The 22,581-nt window shown below is 47.2% G+C and carries 12 protein-coding genes; 10 read left to right on the top strand and 2 right to left on the bottom strand.

The features are described 5' to 3' along the window. Positions 1-368: 368 nt before the first annotated feature. Complete coding sequence (psb28, locus tag H6F63_RS07330; RefSeq protein ID WP_190426200.1) at positions 369-704, top strand: photosystem II reaction center protein Psb28; 336 nt, start codon at positions 369-371, stop codon at positions 702-704. A gap of 57 nt (positions 705-761) precedes the next feature. Continuing rightward, the gene (locus H6F63_RS07325; RefSeq protein ID WP_190636145.1) at positions 762-1,265 is read left to right on the top strand and encodes a MogA/MoaB family molybdenum cofactor biosynthesis protein; all 504 of its coding nucleotides are present in this window, start codon (positions 762-764) and stop codon (positions 1,263-1,265) included. Positions 1,266-1,330: 65 nt separating this feature from the next. Here the strand turns inward: H6F63_RS07325 and ctpB are convergent, their stop codons facing one another. Further along, entirely contained in the window at positions 1,331-2,635 is a 1,305-nt protein-coding gene (gene ctpB, locus H6F63_RS07320) for a carboxyl-terminal processing protease CtpB (RefSeq protein ID WP_190636143.1), read from the bottom strand. Between the two features lie 299 nt (positions 2,636-2,934). On the opposite strand from ctpB, the gene H6F63_RS07315 reads away from it, so the two are divergent. After that, entirely contained in the window at positions 2,935-3,645 is a 711-nt protein-coding gene (locus tag H6F63_RS07315; RefSeq protein WP_199297823.1) for a YdcF family protein, read from the top strand. A gap of 97 nt (positions 3,646-3,742) precedes the next feature. Continuing rightward, positions 3,743-5,164, top strand: coding sequence for a DnaJ domain-containing protein (locus H6F63_RS07310; RefSeq protein WP_190636141.1), 1,422 nt, complete (start codon positions 3,743-3,745; stop codon positions 5,162-5,164). Between the two features lie 126 nt (positions 5,165-5,290). Here the strand turns inward: H6F63_RS07310 and gndA are convergent, their stop codons facing one another. Then, on the bottom strand, positions 5,291-6,793 hold the full coding sequence (gene gndA, locus H6F63_RS07305; protein ID WP_190636139.1) for an NADP-dependent phosphogluconate dehydrogenase: 1,503 nt from the start codon (positions 6,791-6,793) through the stop codon (positions 5,291-5,293). A gap of 230 nt (positions 6,794-7,023) precedes the next feature. Between gndA and H6F63_RS07300 the strand changes: the two genes are divergently transcribed. From H6F63_RS07300 to H6F63_RS07275, 6 genes are all read left to right on the top strand, one after another. After that, positions 7,024-7,959 carry a Ycf66 family protein gene (locus H6F63_RS07300; RefSeq protein ID WP_190636138.1) on the top strand — a complete coding sequence of 312 codons (936 nt, stop codon included), beginning with the start codon at positions 7,024-7,026 and terminating at the stop codon, positions 7,957-7,959. Positions 7,960-8,293: 334 nt separating this feature from the next. Next, complete coding sequence (gene ileS / locus H6F63_RS07295) at positions 8,294-11,179, top strand: isoleucine--tRNA ligase (protein WP_190636136.1); 2,886 nt, start codon at positions 8,294-8,296, stop codon at positions 11,177-11,179. Between the two features lie 1,051 nt (positions 11,180-12,230). Then, positions 12,231-13,148, top strand: a complete 918-nt coding sequence (locus H6F63_RS07290; protein ID WP_190636134.1) for a DUF11 domain-containing protein — start codon at positions 12,231-12,233, stop codon at positions 13,146-13,148. Then, complete coding sequence (locus tag H6F63_RS07285) at positions 13,145-17,266, top strand: hypothetical protein (RefSeq protein WP_190636132.1); 4,122 nt, start codon at positions 13,145-13,147, stop codon at positions 17,264-17,266. Before H6F63_RS07290 ends, H6F63_RS07285 begins: the two co-directional genes overlap by 4 nt. A gap of 8 nt (positions 17,267-17,274) precedes the next feature. After that, the gene (locus H6F63_RS07280) at positions 17,275-19,368 is read left to right on the top strand and encodes an OmpA family protein (RefSeq protein WP_190636130.1); all 2,094 of its coding nucleotides are present in this window, start codon (positions 17,275-17,277) and stop codon (positions 19,366-19,368) included. A 107-nt stretch (positions 19,369-19,475) separates the two neighbouring features. Further along, positions 19,476-22,517, top strand: a complete 3,042-nt coding sequence (locus tag H6F63_RS07275) for a DUF11 domain-containing protein (RefSeq protein WP_190636128.1) — start codon at positions 19,476-19,478, stop codon at positions 22,515-22,517. The last annotated feature ends 64 nt before the right edge of the window (positions 22,518-22,581 follow it).

Genomic DNA, 22,581 nt, shown 5'->3' with positions numbered 1-22,581 from the left:
CAATCCTTAAAAAAAACAAAAAAAACCGCAGAGTTTGCTCTGCGGTTCACCAGGCGGTTCCAATGGGGACATTGGATTCACTCCCGGTGAACCGCGTTAAACCAATAAAAGTAAAAACTGCTGCTGAACATTTGTAAGAGCTATAAATCTGAAAATTTATTACATACCTTTAACCATTGACGTTAGCAGAGGGATCGGGCAGTGTCAAGAGGTTATGAGAGCGGTTAGGTCTGCCCGATCCCACATTGACCCTACAACTAACTACTTTTTGGAATCAGCCCAAGCCAGTAGAAGCTAGACAGTGCAGTTCTCTTCTAAATGATGAGATGATATTAAATTGACCATTATAAAAATTTAGTCGTACCATTATGGCGGAAATTCAGTTTGCCAGAGGACTCAAAGAAGAAGTCATACCGGATGTAAAGCTAACCCGTTCGCGGGATGGCAATCAAGGTACTGCGACGTTTTATTTTCAAACTCCCAACGCCTTCAACAGCGAAAGCGCGGAAGAAATCACCGGGATGTACATGATTGACGAAGAAGGCGAAATAGTGACCAGAGAAGTCAAAGGCATATTTGTCAATGGTCAAGCTAGAGATTTACAAGCGGTTTACCTGATGAAGTCAGAAGATGAATGGAATCGCTTTATGCGCTTCATGCAGCGGTATGCCGAAGAGAATGGTTTAGAATTTAGCAAATCCTAAATAGATTTTGAGTTTTGAGTTAGGGTTGGAAATTAAAAACTCAAAACTCTTGCTTGTATGACTAACCTGCCTCACCCTGATATAAAGGGGATGACAGTAACTTGCGCTGTCATTACCGTTAGCGATACGCGATCGCCCGAAACAGATACTAGCGGTCAGTTAATTAAGCAGTTACTCCAAAATGCAGGTCACGCAATTGGGGAGTACGCCCTTCTCAAAGATGAACCTACGCAAATTCGGGCGCTGCTAGCAACCCTAGGTCAACGCCCGGATTTAGATGCTTTAATTTTCAATGGTGGCACTGGGATCGCACCGAGAGACACGACCTATGATGCTCTAGAGAAAGAACTCTCAAAAACTTTGCCTGGTTTTGGCGAGTTGTTCCGCTTTCTGAGTTATCAAGAAATTGGTTCACGGGCGATCGCATCTCGCGCTGTTGCTGGCGTTTATCAAAGCAAGCTGGTCTTCTCGGTTCCCGGTTCCAGCAACGCCGTTAAACTTGCAATTGAGAAGCTTATTATACCAGAACTTGTCCATTTGGTCAACCAAGTTAAAAGCTAAAAGGCAAAATGTAGAGAGATTAAATTTAACCTCTCTACATTTTGCCTTTTAGATGATTGTCTAATTTACCGGATGCTGAGCGATCGCGGTAATTGGGGCTTACCCGGCTGGGCGAGTTTAGTATTTTCCAACTCAGCGATCGCGCGGGCATATTGCGGATCTTCCTGAGTTCCCAGTAACGTCGGATTACTGCCAAGACGCTTGCGCTGGTCGTCGTTCAAGTCAATCTTGACATCAGGAGTAACCCCTTTCTGGCTGATATCCGTTCCCTTTGGCGTGTAGTAGTGAGCAATCGTCACAGCTAAACCAGAACCATCACTCAGAGAATGCACCGACTGAACTAGCGCCTTCCCAAAAGTTTGAGAGCCGATAATCTTCGCACGACCATTATCCTTCAGCGCCCCAGAGAGAATTTCGCTAGCCGATGCCGAATTGCCATCTACCAGCACAGCAAGAGGCAACTGAGTCAACGACTTGCCATTTGTCTTAAATTCTTCGTTTTCTCCCTTGCGGTCTACTGTCCGGACGATGGCACCTTTATCCATCCACATCTGGGCAATTTCTACGCTGGAGTGCAGTAACCCACCCGGATTACCCCGCAAATCCAATACAAAAGCATCCACCTTGTCGTTATTGAGAGTCTTAATCGAGCGACGCATTTGTTCTGCGGCGTGGGCGCTAAACTCATTCAAGCGGATATAGCCGACGCGGATTTTACCTTCCTGCTTGACCGAAGAACGGACAGCAGCCAGTTCAATCTGCGCCCTAGTCAATGCCACATCTTTATCCCTGCCTTCGCTGGATATCTTGAGGGTGACTTTCGTCCCAACTTCGCCCCGGATCAAGTTAGCGGCAGCTTCCACACTCATCCCCTTTGTGGTTTTGCCATTAATTGCCAAAATCTTATCTCCCGGCTTGATACCCGCTTTGAGAGCTGGGGAATTCTCAATCGGTTCCACAACGGTCAGATCCTTGGTTTTTTCGTCCAGTTCCAGCTTCAAACCTACGCCAGACAGTTCTCCGGAAGTTTGGCTAGTCAATGCTTGATACTGTTTGGGATCAAGAAAACGAGTGTAAGGGTCGTCTAATTTTTCCAACGCCACCCGGATAGCCTTGTAGGCTTCTTCGCGGGTAGTGTAGTTTTTGGAGAGCAGATCTTGTCGGGTCGCTTGCCAATCCACCTGATTAAAGGTGCCATCAACATATTCCCGGTTGACAATTTGCCATGCTTCATCGACAACCGATTTTGGACTTTCTTGCAGGGCAGCTCGGACAGAGGGACCGAAGAAAGACAAAGCTGCCGTGGTTGCGATCGCTCCACCAAACAGAGCAAAGTGGAGCCGAGAGAAGTGTTTTGGGGATGGATTCATGAAGAGTGGCTTGAAGAGGGGTTTAATCTGTAGATACCGTGTGACGCCTGAAACGAACTATTTCCAAGATACTCAGGTTTATTATCTAGGCTGCATCAATTTTGTGCCAGTTCGCCCAGTGTCCTCATTATTCATATTAGTAGCCAGGATAACAGCCTTGTTTGACTCGACTTTCCTGCTAATTTTTTACTTACCTCAGTTTAATAGGCGCCAGCCTAAAAGAACAACAAAATAGTCTTAATAGTTAAAGTAGTGTAAAGCATTACTAAATTTCATCCGAACAAATACTCAAATAAATTGTGAACCGCCCAGTTAGATTTACTTACCAGCAGCCCCACCGTGCCGCAGTTCATCAGTTTGCCTTCAGAAGCGCTCGACGGCTTTTACCCTTCATTATCGCTATTCTAGGCGTTATCTTGGGCGGATGGTTATTAATCATTATGCTTTCTTTGTACTCTGCCTCACAAACTAAAGTGGATGCCTATTTTGTCTTAGGCGGAAGTATTAGTAGGGAAATATACGTAGCCCAGCAAGTAAAAAAAGACGCAGGAATACGGGTTTTAATTTCTCAAGGCTCTAAAGACCCCTGCATCTGGCTAATTTTTCAAAGAGAAAATGCTTCTATTGAGCAAGTTTGGCTAGAAAAGTGTGCAAAATCAACTTTTAGCAATTTCTATTTTGGGATACCAATTCTCCGCTCTTGGGGAGTCCGTAAAATTAAGTTAATCACCTCCGCCAGCCATCTGCCAAGAGCGCAGTGGCTCGCGCAAATTTTATGCGGCGCTCATGGGATTTGGGTAGAGACTGAAATCGTACCAGAACAGGGTATTCCTGCCAATCGAGAATCGTTTCTCAAGACAGGATTAGACGTAACTCGTAGCTTAGTATGGGCGGTATTGAGTCAGGTAATCCAACCTAAATGCAACCAAGTAACTCCGCTTGCGGATGTGGATATAGAACAGTGGCGCGAACAGGGTTTTAAGTGCGAGCATCAGGGAAATGTAAAGTGAGCGTGCGTTAGAACCTAGGAAATTTTGGGAACACTGAATATAAACCCAATCAGCCGCTTTCTTGTTTCACCCCAAGCTCAAAGCACAAATAACTTAGATGAATAATATCAATCAGTCTTACGAAATTCTTGGGCTGAAACTTGGTGCATCGCACGCAGAGATTAAGCAAGCTTACCGAAACCTGGCTAAGACTTCGCATCCAGATCGCTTTTCTCACGACCCTCAACTAAAACAAAAAGCAGAAGAGGAAATTAAAAAAATCAACCAAGCTTACGAAGAGCTAAAGTTTTATTTGGATAATTCGGCTGATAAAACTTTTAATACAGGGATTTATAAAAATAATTTATTTAATGCACAAATATACTATAACCAGGGATTGGGAAATATTAAAAAAGAAAAATATGAGGAAGCAATCGAAGATTTTACCCGCGCAATCCGGATCAATTCATACTATATAAAAGCATATAAATCCAGAGGGTTTGCCTGCTCCCAAATGGGATATAACAACAGAGCCAACTCAGATGCAAAGAAAGTGGCAGAGCTTGAGCTGAAACAAAAAGCGGCAAAGCCATCACCCGCACCGCCACCACCTTCGCCACCGCCTGCATCTGTATTTCCACAATGGAAATGCGATCGCACCCTCACCAGTCATTCAGAATTAGTTGCTGCTGTTGTCATCAGTTGGGATGGAAGAACCCTTATCAGTGGCAGCTTTGACAAAACTATCAAGCTATGGAATCTGGCTACAGGGAAGCTAATCCACACCCTCGCAGGGCATTCAGACGGGGTGCGTTGCCTTGCCTTTAGTAAAGATAGAAGAACTTTTGCCAGTGGCAGTGTTGACAAAACCATTAAGTTGTGGGATTTGGCTACAAGGAAAGTAATTCGCACCTTTGGCGGTTTGTTTTCTGGGCATTCAGACGAAGTTTCGGCTGTCACCTTCAACCTAGATGGGCAAATTCTAGCTAGTGCTAGTAATGACAAAACTATCAAGTTTTGGCAGACAACTACAGGAAAAGAACTCAACACCCTTAAAGGACAGTCAGCCCAAGTTTTGTCTATTGCTATCAGTCGGGATGGAAAGATTCTTGCAAGTGGAGGTTTGGAAAAGCCGCTCAGAATTCGGCAGATGGGCAACGGTCAACTAATTCGTTCAATTGTCGGAAATTCTGGCTATGTTTTGTCTGTCGCCTTCAGCCCAGATGGACAAAACATAGCCAGTGGGAGTTTCAAACAAATCAAACTGTGGCAGACAGCTACAGGCAGAGAAATCTGTACTCTCACAGGGCATACAGGTGCGGTTTATTCTGTCACTTTCAGCCCAGATGGAAAGACTCTTGTGAGTGGCAGCGAGGACGGCACTATCAAGCTGTGGCAGATAGCTACAGGCAGAGAAATCTGTACTCTGGCGGGGCATTTAGGTGTAATTTATTCTGTTGCTATCAGTCCAGATGGAAAGACTATCGTGAGTGGGAGTCATGACAAGACTATCAAGATTTGGCGATTTAGTTGGTGGTAATTCGCGCACTTTTGGCTCATCTATAAAAGATGAAGACGCTACAGAATATTTTGCTATTTCCACCTGCTTAAAGCTGAAAAAAAAAATAGGGTAGGTTTTTACCTACCCTATTTTTTTTCTACTTTTCTATTCCGGAGCGTCCGGGGCGGCTAAAACTACCGCAGGATCTTGAGCTTGAAGGGGTACAGGTGTCGAGGTCTGTAAAGTTTCCTCGTCAAGCGTCGTCCATTCGGTGTGGAAGAAGCCTTCTTTGTCAATACGCTCGTAGGTGTGAGCGCCGAAGTAATCGCGCTGAGCTTGGGTGAGGTTTTGTGGCAAGCGATCGCGTCGATAACTATCAAAATAATCCAGCGACGCACTGAACGCCGGAACTGGAATCCCCAGCTTCGCTGACTGGGACAAAACTTCCCGCCAAGCGTCCTGACGATCCAAAATTGTCTGCTTAAACTCAGGAGCCAAAAGCAAATTAGGCAACTCTGGATTGTCCTTGAAAGCAGATTTAATCTTATTCAAGAACCCAGCTCGAATAATACAACCACCCTTCCAAATCCGGGCAGTTTCGCTCAAATTCAGGTCATAGGAATAAGCCTTTGACGCTGCACTCAATAGCGCCATACCCTGAGCGTAAGAGCAAATCTTCGAGCAATAGAGAGCATCACGGATTTGGTTAATGAAGGTTTTGGTGTCCCCCTCATACTTCCCACTAGGGCCCGTTAAAATCTCCGAAGCAGCCACCCGCTCCTTTTTAAAGGAAGATATGATCCGGGCATTAACCGCCGCCGTCATCGTCGGAATACAGATCCCCAACTCCAGCGCACTCTGCACCGTCCAACGTCCCGTACCTTTTTGCCCAGCCGCATCGAGAATCTTATCAACCAGAGGCTGATTAATATCTGGATCGATGTAAGTAAAGATATCCGCCGTAATCTCAATTAGGTAGGAATTGAGTTCATCGGTGGTGTTCCATTCAGCAAAAATCTCGTGCAGTTGCTGGTGATCCAACCCCAAAGCATTTTTAAGCAAGTCGTATGCTTCTGCAATCAGCTGCATATCGCCGTACTCAATGCCATTGTGTACCATCTTGACGTAGTGACCAGCACCACCAGGGCCAATATAGGTCACACAGGGGCCATCATCCACCTGAGCCGCAATCTTCGTCAAAATTGGCTCCAGATACTCGTAGGAGCTTTTCGTGCCTCCCGGCATCAAGCTAGGGCCATTCAGCGCCCCTTCTTCACCGCCACTGACACCCATCCCGATAAACCTGAAACCCTCCGGCTCTAATTCGCGAGTGCGACGAGCGGTATCGTCAAACAGGGAGTTTCCACCGTCGATAATAATGTCGCCCTCATCCAGCAGGGGTTTGAGCTGGTTAATCACCGCATCCACTGGCGCACCAGCTTTTACCATGATCAGGATTTTGCGGGGGCGTTCCAGAGATTTGACAAAATCTTCAATTGAATAGGCGGCGTGGACATTTTTTCCCTGCGCCCGCTGGGCCATAAAGGCATCCGTTTTTTCTGGCGTGCGGTTATAGACGGAGATGGGGAACCCATTGCGCTCTACATTTAGCGCCAAGTTTTCGCCCATGACGGCTAAACCAATTACACCAAAGCTCTGCTGTGTCATAAGATTCAATGTTCAACTCTGCAATGCTTTTGAACAGTTGCGTTCCTTTCAGGGTATCCCGATATCCTATGGGTTTCCCGTAAAGAAGATATTAAGAGTCGCCAAAACTAAAGCGCCCTTAGTACAAAAGACATCAAATTGAAACAGCTAATTTAATTTCAATTTGTATCTAGGTCAACAGTTCTCTTGCAAAATTGGATCATAGACACAAGTTTTGGAGCATCCATAAAATGCTGGCATATATCCTGGCGATCGCTGTTGCTGTTAGTAGCCTCGCCCTTTACTTAGCAGCTTTCTTTTTCCCTGAAGTCCATCGGAAGAATGACTTTATCTGGAGTGGTGTGGGATTATTCTACGCCTTGGTTTTGTGGGTGTGTGCAGGACGCATCACAGGCGGTGTACTGCTGGGACAATTAGCTAGCGTGGCGCTACTCGGTTGGTTGGGTTGGGAAACGCTGACATTACGGCGCTCCCTCACCCCAGCAGCACAGCAGACTGCGATACCTAGCCCAGAGGCGTTACAGGAACTGACAAAAATATCCCCACAGCAGCGAGTCACTAATCTGTTCGCAAATCTTAAAGAAACTGTGGGTAAAGTGACAGGGGGTAAAAGCAAATCAGACACCCAAACCACCCCACCCCCAGCACCGGCTGACTCAGCAAAATCACCCGTTACGGTGGTGGACAACCGAGTACCTGATAACAATCAACCGCCCGTACCACCAGCGCCCCCCCAGTCTCAACTGCTAGATTCCATCTCAGGGCAAGAAGTAGTTGATGAAGTCACTGTAGAAGAACTGGCTCAAGAAGCCGCACCCCAAACCGATTTGGATGACTTGGAACCCAAAGCAGCCGTAGGAGCAACTGAATCAGCCACAAGCGAATCAGAGGCTCCTGAACCCGTTCTTCCCAACCCACCCGCTCCTGTGGTGGAAAGGGATAATGATCTGGAACCCCAAGCCGCTGTAGAAGCAACTGAATCAGCCACAAGCGAAGCTGAGACTCTTGAACCCGTTCGTCCGAACCCACCCGATCCTGAATTGGTGGAAGCGGCTCTAGAAGATGCCGAAGAGAAGCATATCCCAGCTTCACCTCCACCTACCTCAGAAGAAACTTCAGCGTCAGAAGCCAATCAACCCTTAGAAAACCCACCCAACCCAACTTAAAAATAGGGATTGGGGATTGGGGGCTGGGGACAAGGGAGATTTGCTTGCTTGTCCCCAGTCCCTCCTATCGTTAAGAGAGGCACGAAACCCAACATCCATAAGCATTCGTTGGGTTTCACTATCGTTCAACTCAACCTACTAGCGCTGTGTTAGTGAAGCGGCGCGTAAGTGCGGCGGTCGCCTCACTTGTGTAGTTTTATTAGCGATTGGCGGAGACGGTTGCCTTTCTAAGCGCGTTCCCAGGATGAGACTGGGAACGAGAAAAAGTTGAAGACCTTGGGACTTGTAACCGATAATGAAGAAATATGACTCTACCATTCATCGGTATTGAACTGTGACAGCAACAGGGAACTATAAGGACACCGTTAATCTGCCCAAAACCCAGTTTGATATGCGGGCGAACGCCATCAAACGGGAACCCGAACTGCAAAAGTTTTGGGCAGAACAGCAAATTTACGAGCGCTTGTCGCAGAACAATCCCGGCGAGTTATTTATTCTGCACGATGGCCCGCCCTACGCCAATGGGTCGTTGCATATTGGTCATGCCCTAAATAAAATTCTCAAGGATATCATCAACAAATACCAACTGCTGCAAGGGCGCAAAGTTCGCTACGTCCCAGGTTGGGATTGTCACGGCTTGCCTATTGAGCTGAAAGTCCTTCAGAATATGAAACAACCTGAGAGGCAAAATCTCACTACTCTGGAACTCCGCCACAAAGCCAGAGACTTTGCTCTCAAGACTGTGGATGAGCAGTCCCAAAGCTTCAAGCGCTATGGTATCTGGGGCGACTGGGAAAACCCTTATCTGACGCTAAAGCCGGAATATGAAGCGGCTCAGATTGGCGTTTTCGGTCAGATGATGCTCAAAGGTTACATCTATCGAGGCTTGAAACCCGTTCACTGGAGTCCCAGTTCTAAAACGGCGCTGGCTGAGGCAGAGTTGGAATATCCGGAAGGTCACACTTCGCGCAGTCTATATGCGGCGTTCCGGATGACGAGTCTTTCGGAGGCAGTGAAACCTGCACTGGGAGAGTTTTTGCCGGATTTGGGTGTAGCTATCTGGACGACGACACCTTGGACGATTCCCGCTAACTTGGCTGTCAGTGTGAACCCAGACTTAACTTATGCGGTGGTTGAAGTTGAGTCGGAATCTGCTATAGGCTGGAAATACTTGATCGTCGCTGCTGATTTGGTTGAGCGATTATCTGCTACGTTTGGTACTCAGCTGACCGTGAAAGCGACAGTTATGGGCAAGGCTTTGGAGTATTCCACCTACCGCCATCCCCTATTTGACCGCGAAAGCCCGGTTGTAATTGGGGGGGATTACGTCACAACTGAGTCTGGAACTGGTTTGGTACACACTGCCCCTGGTCATGGTCAAGATGACTACCTGGTGGGTCAGCGTTATAATTTGCCCATTTTGTCTCCGGTTGATGCCGATGGGAAATTTACCGAGGAGGCGGGACAGTTTGCGGGATTAAATGTGCTGGGTGATGCCAATCAAGCCGTCATTGATGCTCTAGTGGGAGTGGGTTCGTTGTTGAAGGAGGAACCTTATGTCCATAAGTATCCTTACGATTGGCGGACGAAAAAGCCAACGATTTTCCGGGCGACAGAACAGTGGTTTGCTTCTGTGGAGGGATTTCGGGAGGAGGCGCTCAAAGCGATCGCATCCGTAAGATGGATTCCCGCTGTTGGTCAAAACCGCATCACGCCAATGGTTGCAGATCGTTCCGATTGGTGCATCTCCCGTCAGCGCAGCTGGGGTGTCCCAATTCCCGTCTTCTACGACGAGGAGACGGGCGAACCCCTGCTAAACGAAGAATCAATCGCCCACGTTCAGGCAATTATCGCTCAGAAGGGTTCTGATGCTTGGTGGGAAATGTCGGTAGAGGAGTTGTTGCCAGAAACATACCGCAATAATGGCAAGTCTTACCGCAAAGGCACCGATACAATGGATGTCTGGTTTGACTCCGGTTCTTCTTGGGCTGCTGTGCTGAAACAACGCCCGGAATTGCCCTATCCAGCGGATATCTATCTGGAAGGTTCGGATCAGCATCGCGGTTGGTTCCAGTCCAGCCTCTTAACCAGTGTGGCAACTAATGGCATCGCACCCTACAAAACCGTATTAACTCACGGTTTTACTCTGGATGAAAAGGGTATGAAGATGAGCAAATCGCTGGGTAATGTTGTCGATCCAGCAATGGTCATCGAAGGCGGCAAAAATCAAAAAGATGATCCTCCCTATGGTGCTGATGTGTTGCGTCTGTGGGTGTCCTCGGTAGACTACACCTCAGATGTCCCAATCAGTAAAAGCATCCTCAAGCAGTTGGGGGATGTGAGAAACAAGATTCGCAATACGGCGCGTTTCTTGTTGGGGAATTTGCACGATTTCGACCCTGCGAAGGATGCGGTTCCTTACGAGCAGTTACCGGAACTCGACCGCTATATGCTGCACCGAATGACGGAAGTATTCGCTGAGGTGACGCAAGCGTTCGAGAGTTTCCAGTTTTTCCGCTTTTTCCAAACGGTGCAGAATTTCTGTGTAGTTGACTTGTCTAACTTCTATCTAGATATTGCCAAAGATAGGCTCTATATCAGCGCCCCGGATTCTTTCCGCCGTCGCAGCACTCAGACAGTGCTGGCTGTGGCTGTAGAGAATTTAGCACGAGCGATCGCGCCCGTTCTCTGTCACATGGCGGAAGATATCTGGCAATATATCCCCTATCCCACACCTTACAATTCTGTGTTTGAAGCAGGTTGGGTAAAATTAGACGAGCAATGGAACAAGCCAGAAATGGCATCATTCTGGCTACAGTTGCGGCAAATTCGCACCGAAGTTAACAAGGTGATGGAACAAGCACGCGCCGAAAAAATGATTGGTTCTTCCTTGGAAGCCAAAGTTTTACTCTACATCCCGAATGCTGAATTTTGCTCTTTATTGCAAGATTTGAATCCTAACTCAGTCCCTAGCACACACAATGGTGTGGATGAGTTACGTTACCTGTTTATTACTTCTCAGGTAGAACTGCTGGATTCTGCGGACGCTTTGCAGGGTTTAAAGTACAGCTTGCAGTCAGATGGGATAGGAATTGGCGTGGTTAAAGCAGACGGGGAAAAATGCGATCGCTGTTGGAATTACTCTCTCCACGTCGGCGAATCAACCGAACATCCCCTACTTTGCGAACGGTGCATTCCAGCCTTAGCAGGTCAATTTTAACTGGTGCGACGATACATCTGTAGGGACATGGCATTGCCATGTCCCTACTAAAGTAGCCCGAACGTCAGAACTGCGATATATTCCACTCAACTGAGAAAGGCTATATAGAGGAATGTCACTGACACAAGCAGAGACGGAAATTTATTTCCAGTTTAGGGCAATTAAATGCCATTCCCTGTATAGAGCGATATTTTAAGGGTATTGGTCAATATCGTTCACTTAAAGCTAAAAATACAAAGGCTGCTACAAACTCAGCAGCCTTTGTCCGTGTAGCTGCGCCTTTAAGATTAAGCCAGAAGTATTGCGATTACTCCTATTTGTTACTCAAAGATTACCAATTTTCCCCAAAATATGTACTTTTTTGACATTTAGTGGTGATATTCCATACCAAATAATATAAAAATTAATTCAGCCAAATTGCTGATAAAACATCGTACAAAATCAGCAATTTGGCTGAATTTTAGTAAATTAGGCTATTGTTATCTTGAGCCGCAAGTTACCTTAAAATAAATCTTAATTTTAAATCTCAAATATCTAACTCTCTGGATAGATGATAATATTATATTTCCTCTGCTTAGTTCTTAATCGCAGCGGCGGTTACTATTACAGGGGCTAGAAAGTTTGCCATCAATTGCAATTATGGTGTATTAGTACCTAAGTATGTACTTACTGGAGGTTGATGTCCGTCATGCTACGCTAAAAGCTTCATTGGTGTTATAGCCTTCCGTAGGGATAAAGCGATCGCTTTCTACCTTGTCTTTGAATCTACTGCCATCAAGACAGCCGAACCAAAACAAGGCACTGATTCTTATAAGTGTTGTAAAGTATGAAATTTAGCTCAAAGCAGAAGCAATAACTTTAGTGTAAGATTTTAAACGGCTCAGAAAATCCTCTTGCGGAGCAAATAAATTTCAGATATATTGTCGTAGCAACCTGGTCATGTTAAACTTTCACTTCATCGGGGTTTTATTGTTATAAATCATCAGGTAATCTACGCCTCAAATTCTTGAACAGTCCAGCAATGGGGTGTTTTATTTAGTTATCTTTGCTGATGAAATACCTGTTAAATCTGTTAGAGCGTATCTACCTACCTCTAACAGTCATATTGACTTGTTCGATTGCCTATCAGTCGTTACCTGTTGGCTCAGTTGAAATCTTAAATTCAGCTTCCGCTAATGGTGACAATCTGCCACCAGGCGGCGTGCAATCGAATCAAACAACGCTTACAGCAGGACAAGCTGTACTAGAGTTGATTAAAACAGGCGATCGCGCGGCAGCTGAACCGGGCGATACCGTTATTTACCGCCTCGCGCTGAAAAACACTGGTACAGCAGCCGCCAGCAACATCGTCATCACAGACAAACTGCCTGTCGGTTTGCAATATTTGCCCAAAGCTTTGCAAGGCTCTCTGTCTACTGGCAGCTCAACTACACCAGTAACATTACAGCCAGCTAGCACCTCTAACCGGACAATTACCTTTATTTATCCCAGATTGGCTCCCAATGAGACATTGAACATTGTCTATGCCGCCGTAGTAACACCAGACGCAGTGCGGGGTGACGGGAAAAATCAAGCTCAGGAAGCCAGAAGCAACATTGCCACGCATCAGCTACGCATTAGACCTGGAATTTTATCAGACTGTGGCACCCTAATTGGGCGGGTATTTGTCGATAAAAACTTTGACGGCGAACAGCAGCCAGGAGAGCCTGGAGTGCCAAATGCCGTGATTTTTATGGATGACGGCAACCGCATCACTACCGATCCGAATGGGCTGTTTTCTCTAGCCAATGTGCTATCCGGTTATCGTACAGGCACTCTGGACTTAACCAGTCTGCCGGGATACACGCTGGCTCCAAACAAACGCTTTATTGAGCGCAATAGTCAGTCTCGCTTGGTGCAGCTGCAACCAGGAGGACTGGTAAGAATGAATTTCGGAGTGACACCCGCGTATGGCGAGGGGCAGCCATGAATAAGGCAAAAGGCAATCATGCCAAAGCAAAAGAAAAAATCTTTTCTTCCTTTTCTTTGTTTTTAGTTTTTACAGTTTATTTTCTGCTTCCCCGATCTGTTAAGGCTGATGAACTACCTGTACAATCTTCGGACGGAGCAAAGAAAGATTCAGAGTTTGAGGTTCAGGATTCAGATATCTCTCCCATTGTTGAGGAGACGGCTACCGAAGAAGCGACAACAGAGAATTTAGAAGTCTTACCAGCAGAGAATTTACCCCAAACGTTGCCTCTTTACGGACTTCAGCAAGCGATTGGGGAGGGGTCAGACACAGCAGCGCTACCGCTAAACTTGCTATTGCAAAGTGAATCTCTACCTCAACAAACGCAGGCTGCAACACCCGCGGCTTTACCCGAATTTTTGCAGGAAGCGTCTTTATCTTCCCCGCGTTTTGAAGGGAAAGAGGGAAATCAAACAGAAGTTAAAGAGTTAGCTCAATCCCAATCGCCTAGCAACCCGATACCCCAGGAAACACAGGATTCTACAAAGGAAGCGCCAACTAATAGTGAACTGAGGGAATCTGTATCGCAAACTAATGCTCAAGCTGAAGAATCCGGCAATGAAAGCACTTTATCACCCACAGAAGTCCGGATTCTTGCCCCCAAGAGTAAAGAAATAGGAGCGCGTTCCACTAACCTTGTAGTTCAGTACAATTCCCAGTCTCAGATACAAGTCACCGTCAACAAAAAGCCTCTCGATCCTAAAATTCGCTCTAGTGTTGAGCGAAACGAGGCACAGAATATCACTACTCAGGTTTGGTATAACATTCCTTTGGAGAAAGGCGAGAACGCGATCGCAATCCAAGCTGCACAAGGCACGCCAGTTACTCTCCAACTAAATGTTAAAGACACAACTGAGCGCATACAAATATCTCCAGTGGGAGATGCCCGCGTTCGCGCTGATGGTCGTTCCACAATTAAGCTGGAAGGCAAAATCACCGATGAAAACGGAGAATTAATCCGCGAAGATGCGGTAGTAACTTTAACTGCCAGTGCGGGTAAATTTATCGGTGCTGACGACGACAAAGACCTACCCGGATTTCAGGTCGTTGCCAAGGAAGGACAATTTGCCGCCGAACTGCAATCCGGATTGGAAGCTCAAAAAGTCCGCATTCGTGCTGCCACAACTACCACAGAGAAACGAGAACGGATCGAGGAAATCAATCGGACGCAAGAAAATAGCTCCACACCAACAGCATTGCCGCCTTTGACTGAAAATCGAGCCATCAGTCCTGAAGTTGGTGGATTACCTAGACAAAGCGATCGCCCAATCAATCCTCAAGTAGGATTACCTACCCAAAGCGACTACTTATTACCCACTAAACAGGCAAACTACACCAATGAATTAGAAACTTTTACCCAGGTAGAATTTATTACCAACCTGCGCCCCTCCATAGCTTCGGGCGTGATAAATTTACGGATTGGCTCTAGAGGTACAAATTACTGGGGTTCTCGTCGTGATTTCCTCGACCCCGATACCATCGACGAAGGCATGGGCATTGATTTGAGTGCTGCTGTCTTCGCCACAGGGAAAGTCGGGGAATGGCTATTTACAGGAGCATATAATAGCGCCCGCAACCTCAACGAAACCTGCGATGGCATCACCCGCCTATTCCGAGGCCCCCAATTCTGCGAACAACAATATCCCGTCTACGGCGATAGCTCCACAGTCGATTATCTAACCCCCTCTACAGATAGCGTCTATCTGCGGATGGAACGTACTTCTCCAGTTCCGGGTTCCGAACCAGACTATGGGATGTGGGGCGACTACAATACCACAGAATTTTCCCGCGCCTCCCAACTATATAGCGCCACTAATCGTCAACTGCACGGGTTCAAGGGCAACTACAACCTGGGCAATTTACAAATTACTGCCCTGTATAGCCCGGATGTCGAAGGTTTCCAGCGAGACACCATTGCTCCCAGCGGCACTAGCGGCTATTACTTTCTCTCCCGCCGCCTGCTGATTCCTGGCAGCGAAAATGTTTTTGTAGAAACAGAGGAAATTAATCGCCCCGGAACCGTTACATCGCGCAAACAACTATTTCGCGGTGCAGACTACGAAATTGACTACGACCGGGGGACACTGCTGTTCCGCCGTCCCGTCTTTGCTACAGAGTTTGACCCCTTTGGTGTCACTCAGGTACGGCGAATTGTGGTGACTTACCAGCATGAAGCTACACCAGGCGACAGCACGAATATCTATGCTGGACGGTTGCAATACAATTTCTCACAAGAGTTTGGGCAACAAAGTTGGCTGGGGGCGAGTTATTGGCGACAAGACGAAGGGGCGCAAGATTTTGAACTGTATGGGGCAGATTTCCTAGTTCCCTTGGGCAAAGACGGGCAAATTGTTGGGGAATATGCCCACTCAAGGAACAACAATCCCTTTTTGGGAAATGTGACAGGAAATGCCTATCGATTGGAAGCATATGGCGCGATCGCTCGTACTATCTTAGCCCGTGGTTATTACCGTTCGGTGGAAGAAGGCTTTGCCAACAACGCCACCACCAGCTTCACCCCCGGACAAACCAGATACGGCGCTAGCATCGCGACCCAAGTTACTACCACCACCCAAGTAAGTGCCAGCTACGACCACGAAATTAACTTTGGTATTGCTCCCGCCGAAAGGATCAACTTTTTCGACATCTTCGATCCCCAACCCCAACCCATCCCCGGAGAACGAGTCGATAATTCCCTCACCACCATCCGCGCAGGGGTTTTGCAAAGATTTGGTGCTGCCGATCTCAGCCTAGAATACGTCAATCGCTCCCGCGACGATCGTCTTGGCGATACCTTCGACAGTGATGCCAGCCAAATCGTCTCCCGCGCCAACATTCCCCTGAGTCGCGCCCTCACCTTCCGCGCCCAAAACGAGCTAAACCTGGACGACAGCGACCCACTTTATCCCAACCGCACTACTTTCGGACTCGACTACGAGGTAATGGAAGGCGTTAGCCTGCGACTCGCGCACCAATTTGTAAATACAAGAGTATTTGGGCGCGACTCGATCAGCAGCTTGGATACAATCGTAGAACAGAAAATAGGCGAAAACACCTCCATCACAGGTCGCTACTCGATTATTAGCGGCTTCAACAGCATCACTGGTCAGGGAGCCGTCGGTTTAAATCATACCTGGGCAATCGCCCCAGGTTTGCGAGTCCTGCTCGGTTACGAGCATATCTTCAGCGACCAGTTTGGGCGCACTGCTGCTGGACAACGATTTGCCCAACCCTATGCCACAGGTCAAAGTGCATCTGCTTTAGGGATTGTCGGCGGCGATGCCTACAGTGTGGGACTCGAATACACTGATAACCCCAACTTCCAAGCCTCCGCCCGCGTCGAACATCGTACCGGATCTGGTGGTAACAATACTGTTATCGCTGCGGGTGCTGCTGGGAAACTTTCACCTTCTCTAACTGCTTTGTTCCGCTATCAACAAGCCAATGGCGCAAACCAATTATTACGGGCATTGGGAGACACGGTAGATATCAAGCTGGGCATGGCTTACCGCAACCCAGTCTCGGATAAATTTAACGCTTTACTCAGCTATGAATATCGCCGCAATCCTTCGACAATTCCTGAAACATTGCTGTTAGGAACTGGTACGGGATACACAGATCACGTTTTTGCTGCTGAAGCGATATATGCTCCTTCCTGGCGGTGGGAATTTTACGGTAAAGGGGCGGTGCGCCAAAGCGAAACTTATTTATCCAACAACTTCAGCAATTCTTCCACCGTGTTTTTAACACAAATGCGGGTGACTTATCGATTGGGCTACCGCTGGGATGTAGCGGGAGAAGGACGCTGGATTGGTCAGCCGGATGTGAATTTCAACGAAACAGGTTTTGCTGTAGAAGCGGGTTATTATGTAACGCCTGATTTACGAGCTTCGTTGGGATATAGCTTTGGTAGTGTGGACGATCGCGATTTTAGCGGCTATCGGTCGGATGGTGGGATTTATTTCGGTTTGACGCTGAAGGTAAACGAGCTATTTGGCGGCTTTGGACGACAAAAAGTTGCACCACCCCAGCAGCAAGAATCTTTGGTACAACCTGTAGCAACAGAAAGTCAAGAGTAAAAAGAAACATGAAAAAGAAAACTATTTTTACCTTCTTTCTTTTGCCGAGTTACTTTTGCTTTTTGCCTTTCACTGGAACTGCTCAAACAGCAAATTTTAGGATTGTTGTTAATAGTAATCGGGATGGAGCAGTCAATCCTGATAGCGCTCTTACTTTGCGCGAAGCTATTGAGATTGCCAATGGAACGTTGCCCTTAGAGCGCCTGAGTACAACTGAACAAACGCTGGTTTCACCTATTGGAAATAGTTCGCTAATTGCCTTTGATTTGCCAGCCGCAGAAACTACTATCCGCCTAGTTGACGTTTTGCCACCGCTATCCTCTCCGGGATTGGTGATAGATGGTACAACCCAACCGGGGTATGATGCCGAAAAATCTGCAACTGCGGAAATTGCAATTCCAATTCCTTCGATTACAATAACTCCCGCAGCCGATCAAGAGGTATTTCGCGGCTTAACAATTGTTGCTGATGGGGTAACAATTCGCGGTTTGAGTCTTTACGGTTTCACGTCCCGTCTTGAGGCTACTGCCACTTTACCACCAGCAGATATTTTCATTGATAGTCCTGAGTCTGTTGCTGTTGTTGGCGATCAAGGAAAACAGACACCGGAAAATGCTCCAAAAAATGTAGTAATTGAGAACAACTGGTTAGGGATTCCACTAGATCAAAAAGTTCCTCAAACTACTTCGGCATTTGGGGTATATGTGTTTAACAGCTTAGGAACAACAATCCGACGAAACCGAATTTCTTACCACGATGGTAGTGGGATAATTAGCGCTGTAAAAGCCAACAATTTGCAAGTTGCAGAAAACATCATTGTTGGTAATGGAATTGCTGGGATGCCGGATGCTATCCGATTGGAAGGGGAGATTGAAAAAGCTCAAATTAACTCAAATTTGATTTGCGGAAACGATGGTAGTGGTGTCTATTTGTTCAAGCCGGAAGGCTCAGCGCAGATTAACGATAACCAGATTACATATAATGGTCGCCGCTTTCGTCGCGCAGGAGTTTATCTGATGGGAGATGGCCACCAGGTGAATAATAACCAAATTAGCAATCAAACTGGCCCTGGTGTTGTAGTGGCGGCTTATCCTAAGAGCGATCGCAACATCATCCTAGGCAATCGTTTTAATAACTTAGAGGGCCTAAGCATTGACTTAGTAGCACAGGAAAATGTGAACGTACAAGCCTACCAACGGGGAGACGGGCCCAACCCACTACGCAATTCCAAAAATCGCCGTCTTGATACAGGTAACTCTGCCATAAATCCCCCGCAATTTGTAAGTTCGGAATTTTATACGGTGGGTACTACAACTAATATCTTAGGCACCGCCGATCCGGGTTCAGAGGTGTCAATTTATCGGGTTCAGAAAGAAGCCGGGATATCCTATGGCCCTTTAAGCGAACCCCTGACTAGAGTTGTAGCGGATGAAGAGGGGAAATTTAGCGCCAGTGTGGAGATGCAACCAGGGGAATTAGTAAGCGCGATCACTACTATCCCAAAATTCGGCACCTCTGAAGCCGCCGCCAATGCTGAAATTGTCTCACCAGGCGGCGACCGGATAAACCTCACTTCCACCACCAACTTCACCAGCAGGAATATCTTGCGAAGCAGACTGGGGACAATTCCTCAATGTACCACCGAGCCTGTCCCGCCTGTAGTACAGCAGCCGCCGGAAGAACCAGAACCAGAACCCACACCGCCAGAACCAATCAGAATTAGCGTCCCAACCAACGTACACTTTGCCCTCGATAAAGCCACCCTGAGTCCAGAGAGTGCCAGAATTCTCAACCGAATTGCCCAAGTTTTACGAGAAAATCCCCAAATCGTCATTGAACTTCGGGGACACACCGATCCTAGAGCCAGCGATGCCTATAATCTGAACTTATCAAATCGACGCGCGATCGCTGTGAGAAATTACTTACTGCGTCAGGGAATTCCCCCAGAACGAATGACAATTCGCGCTTTGGGTGAAAGTCAGCCGCGAGTAATTGGCAGAAGCCGTCTAGATCATGCCCGTAATCGTCGCGTCGAATTTATCTTCAGAGATGCTAGAGGCATCGATCTATTTGTTCAAGAACAAGATTTGCAGTTGGAGTAGGAAAAAGGCTCTCATGCTCTCATGCAAAAGAAAAAAATAATTCTTTATGAGAGCTTTGTACTTTTTGATGATATTGCCAGACAAAGTGTGAGGAAACTGTTAGTTTGATGTTGAAACTTTACCCGCATTCCCCAACAAATCAAACTCCCTTTAGCCGCTGGAGTCGCCTTTGCGGTAGCCTTGCCCTTGCCATCTGTGCCATTAGTGCTGGTAGTGAAGTTGCATATGCTGAAGGCAGTCGGGAACTGACCAACAACACAGGCGCTCGCCCATTTTTAGAATATCGAAACGATCCTTTTCTGGGTACTCCTATCCCGCGTCGAACCAGAATTCGAGTTTACGCGAATCCAGGAGAAACAATCTATCTTGGTTCCAGTGCCGCCGGTATAGGAACAAGTGGCAGGATCGAATATAGACCGCCCAATAGGACTACTTTTACCTCTTGTGGTGCAGTCGGTCAGATTGTCAACCGAGCGCAAGAGCTTGCAGGTCCAGCCCCCCTCAATCCCGTAGGTTACACTCCCTGTATAATTACCCCAACTCAGACTACAGAAGCAGGAGCGGGAATTTGGGAAATTGACTTTATCAGCCCAAATCCTAATGCCATTGGCAATGCTGACAACCCAACCGCACGCAATGCTGACGAGCCTTGGACTCAGCCCAATGTTGGTGTGGTGACAGCTTGGGATGTCACAGTCGCCAACGGAAATACAGCTATCCCCGGTCGAGCCTATGCAAATTATCTGTCTCTCAACCTGGGAGATAATGGGCAAAGTCTCGATGCCCAAGGCTTTGTTCTCACCGATGAAGGTTATCTCTACCGAATCGACCTGAACCGTCTCGACCCTTTTGGATTTATCTTCTTTGCCAATAACAAAGGTTTCACAGCAAATCCAACCAGCGGTCCAATTTACCAATCTGTTCCGCTTGCAGGAAGTAACGTATATAACCCGGATCAGCCAGATTTCGGGACGGATGTCACCTATAAAATCTTCTTTAATCGGCCCAGTCCAAGCCTGCCGCTGGAAGCGCCCATAAGTCCAGCTAGTGGCGGTCGCACATGGCTACTAACACCAGCCGTGGCACCCCCTACTCCCACTGATTTTACATTTACAGGCACAGAGGGGACTAGCGGTCAAGCTGGTACTACTGACCCCTTGGGAGGTACTTTCAGCTTTAACACCCCTTCACAGGGCAGTTTCAGAATTGTTCTCGATCTCAATGGAGACAGTACATACGGCAACGCCAACGATCGCGTACTGGTTGGTGTGGCAGAGCCTGGGGTCAACACTGTACCTTGGGATGGCTTAGATGCCAATGGAGTGAATGTTTCTGCTAGAGATATCCCTTACGGAGCGCAAATTGTACTCAGTGCGGGTGAAATTCATTTTCCGTTTCTAGACCCAGAAAACAACCCGGAAGGTCTGATTATCGAACGACTCAATGAGCCAGCTGCGCCAACACTACCGGCTCCCAATCCTTTTGAGGTCTACTATAACGACGCTCCTTTAACTAATAATCAACAAGTTGCTGGAGCGCCCACTCCTGTAAACGCTTTGGGAGGGGTTTCCAGTATTAATGGCGCTCATGGGTTTACTAACCTCTTTGGTAATGACAGAGGTATTGATACGTGGACATACTACCCCTCTACAGTCACTGATCTTACAACAGGCATCAGGATATCAGCAGCCGATTTGCAAATTCAAAAAAGCCTTACAACTAACCCAGTCGTTGCAGGGAGTCCCATTACCTACAACATCACCGTCACCAACAACGGCCCTTCTAACGTAACCGGAGCAACAGTGACAGACACTGTTCCCGCTCAAATCACCGGAGTAACTTGGACTTGCGCCATTACTACGGGTACTGGTAGTTGCGGACAAGCTAGCGGTACGGGGAATGCTATCAACACTACGGTAAATCTCAATAGCGGGGCTGTTGCCACTTTCACAGTACAAGGTGCCATCTCTCCCATTACCCTATCTGGAGAATTGACCAACACGGCAACGGTTACGCGACCTAATGATGTCACCGACCCCAATCCTGACAACAACACGTCAACCAATACTACAACTATTCAACCCAACCCAGTCACGCCCACTGGCATCAAATCAGTTCGTCTATCCAACGACGCAGATGCTAGCGGTTCCGTCACCACTGGGGATACTGTTGAATACACCATCACCTACTTTAATGGCGCTCCTACTCCAGTCACCAATTTGCTAGTGACTGACCGCATCGACACCAGTAAGTTGCGTTTCGTTCCAGGGAGTTACAGCTTTACCGCCTCTGGTGCTGGAACAACGGTGACAGGAAATCCTAATTTCAACGGCACAACTGACCAGAACCTGACTAACCCAACATCTTTGGGAAATTTAGGGGGAAATGGCTCCCAGGTGGTTATCAAGTTCCAAGCAGTGATCACAGCGCCAGCTGGTACACAGATTCTCAACCAAGCTACTGCTACATCTACAGGTGGAACCGTTGATTTATCTGTCAGCGATGCGACGCAAAATGAAGGCGATTTGCCTCAAGTCATAGATGACGGTAATAACCAGGGGAACCTTCCTAATCCTGCGGATGATGAACCGACTGTAGTCAACGTAGTTGGAAATGTTGGAAACCCGCGTCTGCGTTTGGTGAAGCGAATTACATCAATTAGTCGGGGTGGTGTGCCGCTTAGCGGGGTTAACTTTGTAAGCTTTGTGGATGACCCAACTGATGACAATGATAACGCTGCTGGCTGGTCGCAATTGTCACCAGTAGGAGTTTCCCAGTTAGCCTCTGAGACATCTTTGCAAAGCGGCGATGAGGTGGAATACACCATTTATTACCTTTCTGATGGTACTGCGATCGCTAACAATGTCAGACTATGCGATCCGGTTCCCGCTGCGACAACGTTTATCCCTGACAGTTTTGGAGCTGGTGCCGGAATTTCCGTGAATCAATCCGGGACTGTTGCTCCCCGAACTAATGTTTTAGATGCAGATGAAGGGACATTTTTCTCGCCTTTAACTCCTTTGCCTGCGGGTAATGCTTGCCCTAGCCAAAATAATGCTGATGGGACAGTAATTGTCAATTTTGGCAATATTTCCAATGCAACGGGTAGCAATTATGGTTTTACTCGCTTCCGCGTCAAAATTAATTAATGCGTCGATTACCACGTGAAATTATAAAGCGATTAGTTCCTATTCCTAGAAAAAAAAATCTCAA

Source organism: Trichocoleus sp. FACHB-40, assembly GCF_014695915.1.
Classification (GTDB): domain Bacteria; phylum Cyanobacteriota; class Cyanobacteriia; order Cyanobacteriales; family FACHB-T130; genus Funiculus; species Funiculus sociatus.
Note: the sequence above shows the minus strand (reverse complement) of the source record. Positions and strands in the feature narration are given on the sequence as shown.

Excerpts from the sequence above, each read along its gene's own strand:
- H6F63_RS07280 (WP_190636130.1), top strand. The coding sequence starts at position 17,275 with ATGAAAAAGAAAACTATTTTTACCTTCTTTCTTTTGCCGAGTTACTTT.
- H6F63_RS07325 (WP_190636145.1), top strand. The coding sequence starts at position 762 with ATGACTAACCTGCCTCACCCTGATATAAAGGGGATGACAGTAACTTGC.
- H6F63_RS07285 (WP_190636132.1), top strand. The coding sequence starts at position 13,145 with ATGAATAAGGCAAAAGGCAATCATGCCAAAGCAAAAGAAAAAATCTTT.
- H6F63_RS07300 (WP_190636138.1), top strand. The coding sequence starts at position 7,024 with ATGCTGGCATATATCCTGGCGATCGCTGTTGCTGTTAGTAGCCTCGCC.
- ctpB (WP_190636143.1), bottom strand. The coding sequence starts at position 2,635 with ATGAATCCATCCCCAAAACACTTCTCTCGGCTCCACTTTGCTCTGTTT.
- gndA (WP_190636139.1), bottom strand. The coding sequence starts at position 6,793 with ATGACACAGCAGAGCTTTGGTGTAATTGGTTTAGCCGTCATGGGCGAA.
- H6F63_RS07275 (WP_190636128.1), top strand. The coding sequence starts at position 19,476 with ATGTTGAAACTTTACCCGCATTCCCCAACAAATCAAACTCCCTTTAGC.
- H6F63_RS07310 (WP_190636141.1), top strand. The coding sequence starts at position 3,743 with ATGAATAATATCAATCAGTCTTACGAAATTCTTGGGCTGAAACTTGGT.
- H6F63_RS07290 (WP_190636134.1), top strand. The coding sequence starts at position 12,231 with ATGAAATACCTGTTAAATCTGTTAGAGCGTATCTACCTACCTCTAACA.
- psb28 (WP_190426200.1), top strand. The coding sequence starts at position 369 with ATGGCGGAAATTCAGTTTGCCAGAGGACTCAAAGAAGAAGTCATACCG.